The organism is Mucilaginibacter psychrotolerans (genome assembly GCF_004519315.1).
In the GTDB taxonomy this organism is placed as follows: domain Bacteria; phylum Bacteroidota; class Bacteroidia; order Sphingobacteriales; family Sphingobacteriaceae; genus Mucilaginibacter; species Mucilaginibacter psychrotolerans.
This window is the reverse complement of record NZ_SOZE01000070.1, coordinates 1-4,979: the sequence shown is the minus strand read 5'-3', so window position 1 is coordinate 4,979 and position 4,979 is coordinate 1. Positions and strand designations below refer to the sequence as shown.

General features: G+C 40.0%; 6 protein-coding genes. 4 read left to right on the top strand and 2 right to left on the bottom strand.

The annotated features are described in order from the left end of the window. Positions 1-376: 376 nt before the first annotated feature. Positions 377-568: a cold-shock protein gene (locus E2R66_RS28000; protein WP_134738002.1), complete on the bottom strand. Its 192-nt coding sequence runs from the start codon at positions 566-568 to the stop codon at positions 377-379. Between the two features lie 261 nt (positions 569-829). Between E2R66_RS28000 and E2R66_RS27995 the strand changes: the two genes are divergently transcribed. The 4 genes from E2R66_RS27995 (at position 830) to E2R66_RS27980 (ending at position 3,882) form a co-directional block, all read left to right on the top strand. Continuing rightward, on the top strand, positions 830-1,069 hold the full coding sequence (locus E2R66_RS27995; RefSeq protein ID WP_134738001.1) for a YtxH domain-containing protein: 240 nt from the start codon (positions 830-832) through the stop codon (positions 1,067-1,069). Positions 1,070-1,232: 163 nt separating this feature from the next. Next, the gene (locus E2R66_RS27990; RefSeq protein ID WP_240049545.1) at positions 1,233-2,324 is read left to right on the top strand and encodes a BamA/TamA family outer membrane protein; all 1,092 of its coding nucleotides are present in this window, start codon (positions 1,233-1,235) and stop codon (positions 2,322-2,324) included. Between the two features lie 183 nt (positions 2,325-2,507). Then, a complete protein-coding gene (locus E2R66_RS27985) occupies positions 2,508-2,750 on the top strand; it encodes a hypothetical protein (RefSeq protein WP_134738000.1) in 243 nt (80 codons plus the stop codon). A 43-nt stretch (positions 2,751-2,793) separates the two neighbouring features. Then, a complete protein-coding gene (locus E2R66_RS27980) occupies positions 2,794-3,882 on the top strand; it encodes a 3-oxoacyl-ACP synthase III family protein (RefSeq protein WP_134737999.1) in 1,089 nt (362 codons plus the stop codon). An 830-nt stretch (positions 3,883-4,712) separates the two neighbouring features. On the opposite strand, the gene E2R66_RS27975 is transcribed toward E2R66_RS27980, so the two are convergent. After that, on the bottom strand, positions 4,713-4,940 hold the full coding sequence (locus E2R66_RS27975; protein ID WP_134737998.1) for a hypothetical protein: 228 nt from the start codon (positions 4,938-4,940) through the stop codon (positions 4,713-4,715). Positions 4,941-4,979 lie beyond the last annotated feature (39 nt).

The following is a 4,979-nucleotide window of genomic DNA, read 5'->3' as shown; positions in this document are numbered from 1 at the left end:
CGTTTTAACAGAAGGGGGCATATGAACTCAATTTTTGATAAACTTATAACCAGAATGACCGAGGCTAAACCCGTAAATTACAAAATGATTAAATGCGAACTAAATACATAATCCTATAAATATTTATAGTTCAAAGTCAATCCTTATGTATTTCAAAATCGAGGCGCAATAATAATAAGTCGGCTTTTGAAAAAAAAATTAATTACAACAAAATTTTTATAAGAAACTACTGTTCAATGAAATGTCGGATGCTTAAGTGAGATGCAAATTGTACGCTAAGAGGAGCGGTCATGTTTGCTTTTGATAAACAAACGCAAAAAAAAACACCTCCCGTTAAGGAAGGTGCTTTTCACAATAATTTTAAATATATAGTGTCTTAAGCTACTTTTACATTTACTGCGTTAGGGCCTTTACGGCCTTCTTCTACATCATAGCTAACCGCATTATTCTCCCGAATGTTGTCAATTAAGCCTGTAGAATGAACAAAAATCTCGCTTCCACCATTGCTTGGTGTAATAAATCCGAATCCTTTTGTTTCATTAAAAAATTTTACTGTTCCTTGTTGCATTATATTGTTTATTAAATAAGTCTACAAGGTAGGCATAAATAATGATGTATTTTCCTTTTGGTGAAAATATTTAATCCTCAACAGGAATTATATATCCAAAGTTTAAGTTTAAACAAAAAAGTACCGTTACCGTTTTCGGCGCGGGTGAATAAAAATAGAAATTGACTGTCAAATTATGAATTTCCTTTTTTGAACTGAAATATTATTTTTTATTTTGACCCCCGGAAAATTATTGCAAATCAGATTTTAAATCTTTTAACCATGAAAAATCCATTTAAAAAAAATGATCACACCGTTCTTATTGCCGGTATCGCCATTGCAAGTGTTGCTGTAGGTGCGTTGGCCTACCTTTACCTGTCCGAAAGCGGTAATAAAACCCGCAAAAGCCTTAAGAAAAAAGTAAAGGAGATCGCCAAAAATGCTGCCGCTGAAGTAATTCAAAAAAAGGCTATTTTTTCTAAAAAAACGAGCAAGGTCTTAGCCGAAGACGTCGTTGAATAGTCGCTAAATTCATTCCGAAAGGTACCCGGAGATTGCGGGTTGCTTTTTTGTTAATCAACAAGGGATTATTAGACTTGGAGCTGAAATCAAATGAGGTTAAGCGAGTTGGATAGTTTAGCTATTTGCCAAATTGACGCTCTATGTGTCCTTACCTATAATAGTTATGAAGATAAAAGGCTTTTTGCTCTGTTTGTGCCTGCTTCCTGCATTCTCATTTGCGCAGGACGCGTCCAATATGATTCCAAAACAAAGTGCTGTTAAGGATACTTCCAGGCAAACCGACCTGATCGATATTGCCAAGGACCTGTTCCGTATTAACCCGAAAAAACCGAGGATTCAGCGGGAAAAGAAAATATATTTTTCGATCCTGCCTATTCCGGGTGCCGTACCTGGCGGGGCTGGCCGTGCGTTGATCACCAGCACCACTGCCGGTACTTACCTTGGCCCTCAAAGCACCACTAATCTTTCCAGTGCTAATTTTGCACCCTACTGGAACCTTCACAGCAGGTTTGGTTTACCATTGCGTTCCAGCATCTGGCTTAAGGATAATACATGGAACATCCAGGGCGATATCCGCTTCCTGAGATATCCGCAATATACCTGGGGTTTAGGCAGCGCCAATGATTATACTGAAAAAACACTGGTAAACTATAATTATGTCCGCTTTTATCAGAGCGCGCTCAAGCGGATTACGCCGTATTTCTTTGCCGGTGGAGGGTACAATATCGACTACCGCAGCAGTATTAAAAGTGATGATCCGTTGGTTGACTTAAAGCAATTCACCGGCTACAATTATGGTACAGGCGGCAGTTCGGTTTCCTCCGGCATCAATCTGAGCCTCTTATACGACACCCGTAATAATTCTATCAACCCTTTGCCGGGATCCTATTTTAATCTCGTTTACCGGGTTAATCCTGCTTTTATGGGTAGTAATGATAGCTGGCATTCTTTGTACTTGGATTACCGGAAATATGTTCCGATGAATCCAGCCAATAAGAATCAACAGAACACACTAGCTTTCTGGTCTTACTTTTGGACTGTATTAGGAGGAAACGCACCTTACCTTGATCTGCCAAGCATTGGATGGGACCCTTATAACCGTTCAGGTGAGGGGATTGACCAAAACCGGTACCGGGGTAAATCGCTGTTTTACCTGGAGAGTGAATATCGGCGTGATATCACCGCCAATGGACTTTTAGGTTTTGTAGCCTTCGCGAAATATCAATACTGTGAGCGGCTCAGGTACGCTATTTAAATCCTGGCATCCGGCGGCCGGTACGGGACTAAGGGTGAAATTCAATAAAGGTTCTAACACCAATATTGGGGTGGATTACGCTTTCAGTAAAGGGTATAATTCAATTATGTTAAATGTCGGCGAATCATTTTAAAAGTAAGCCAGTTATTAATATACTCTTTGATCTAATTTATAAAATTGTCTATGCTTACATTGCAAGAATTCAATATGCTGAATACGCATGATCAAGAGGAGCACATATGGAATGGCACTTTCCTGGCTGACAGGGAAGAAAATGGCCTTGTGGTCCGGTTATATAGCTTAAACTCTTTCTATGGAGAGGTTTTCTATGATGCGCATACGAATAAGGTATTACGGGTAAAAGCATTTGATACGACTAGCCAACTGGTACCATACTTAGCGCATATCAAATTCAGTCCGCAATAATTATTTTTTTAAGACTATCCATAATTTAAAACGGCAATTAACTGTGAAACAAAGATATTCGATCCTGCTGGGTAGTGGCAGTTACCTGCCTACCCGTATAATAAATAACGAAGACTTCGGGGAACATACATTTTACGACCAGCAAGGCGTTCGGCTGGATAAGGCCAACCAGGAGATCATTCGGCAATTTGAAAAGATCACGGGGATAAGGGAACGCAGGTATGTAACTGATGAGTTGGTGACATCTGATATCGCTTTCTTTGCGGCAAAAGAGGCACTGGCATCATCGAATATTGATGGAGAGAGCCTGGATTATATTATTATTGCCCACAATTTTGGAGACGTCAGCGCAGTTAATCCTCAAAGCGAGTTAGTACCCTCTCTTGCTTCCCGGGTTAAGCAACACCTGGGCATTACCAATCCGAATACCATTGCTTATGACCTGCCCTTTGGCTGTGCCGGTTGGTTACAGGGCGTAATCCAGGCCGATTTTTACATCCGGTCCGGTGATGCTGCTAAAGTTATGGTGATCGGTGCGGAAACGTTGTCACGTATTTGCGACCCACATGATCGCGACAGCATGATCTATTCAGACGGTGCCGGTGCCGTGATTTTAGGTGTTACGGAAAGTGAAGTACCTGTTGGGATTCTGGCACATTGTACCCGATCTTATAGCCACGAGCTGGCCTATCTACTGAAAATGGGCCGATCATATAATCCGGATTATGATGGTAACCGGCTATTCCTTAAAATGCAGGGGCGCAAACTTTACGAACATGCACTGACGATCGTTCCTGCTGTCATTAAAGCCTGCCTTGCTAAGGCCGGTTTGGTCATAGATGATATGGATAAATTGCTCATCCACCAGGCCAATAACAAGATGGACGAAGCTATTTTGAGGAACCTTTATTCGCTATATAAGCAGAAGGATATTCCAGCAGATGTAATGCCGATGACGATCGCCCGGCTTGGTAACAGTTCGGTAGCCACCTTGCCCACCTTATATGACCTTTTAATTAAAGGAAAAATGGCAGGCCATACTGTCGGAGAAGGCGATATGATCGCCTTTGTGGCTGTCGGGGCCGGAGTAAACGTTAACGCCGTGATCTATAAAATCCATGAGCCAGCATAGTTAAACCAGTATTATGCCTAAATCAAAGGCGTTATAAATTGGAAAACCATTTATTTAAACATCTTATTTGATTGAAGCTTAACTAAAAAATAGCCTCTATATAGTTGGCAATAAAACAGGCATTTAAAAAAAGCATAAAAGTTGTCGTTTATCATTTCCCTAATAATACGCAATAAGATACAGTTACTGTTCAAAATAACGGATATATCATACTTTCGTGAATGTTATACTAAACCTTTTGCTTCTAGTAAATAATTACTTAAAAAGCAATTATAAGTAGCAAAAATTATTGAAGTTTTGCAATGAATTTTATACTTTTTGTTCTAGTAGACTGCAACAATTGATCAAAGAAAAATTATGCCGAGGCCAAAGCGGACCGTACCTTACTTTTGCTGATCACGGCGAAGTATATTACGGCTAAAGAATAATTAGCGGCTCAAATTTCTACAAAGGCTAAACTGATAGATTTACTCTTTTAGCAATAATTTACCGCTTACTGAAAGTTCTTAAATTTAAATTAAGAGATGGCATTTGGATTAACATGTAATACACCACCCCATTTTCAATGCTTAGGCACCAAAAGCGCAAGGCAGGTGAAATGTCAAGGCCGAAGCACCGCTAAAAAACAAATTAAAATGCTTCGCTTGTATAGCCTTCACGTTTCACCTGCCGGTCGGTAACTTTGCCGGACGCGGTGAAATGGGATTATAATATTTGAGTATGGGAAAGGCAGGTGTGTTATGAGGAACGAATTTCACTCCTGCCAGCGGCGGTGAGGCTGACGGCGTAAGTATGGAGCCGTTTGCCGCAACCGCTTGCCGCCATGCATCCTATACGCCGATCGTAGTTTTTACCAAATTATAATCATAGCTTACACGTTTACCTGACCTGTCAAAAAAGAAAACAACATACTTTTCGCTTAGCTGGCCTAAAAAGTTCTTATCAAACTCAGTAAAATGCTCGGTAAGTACGGTTAATAGAATAAGGCGCTTGGGTATTGCTAATAATTTTAGTATATTTAAGCTGTAGATACCAAATACGCTAAAATTATGTTTCAAGGATTAAATATACTGGAGTTTACTGAGAAATTCTCAACT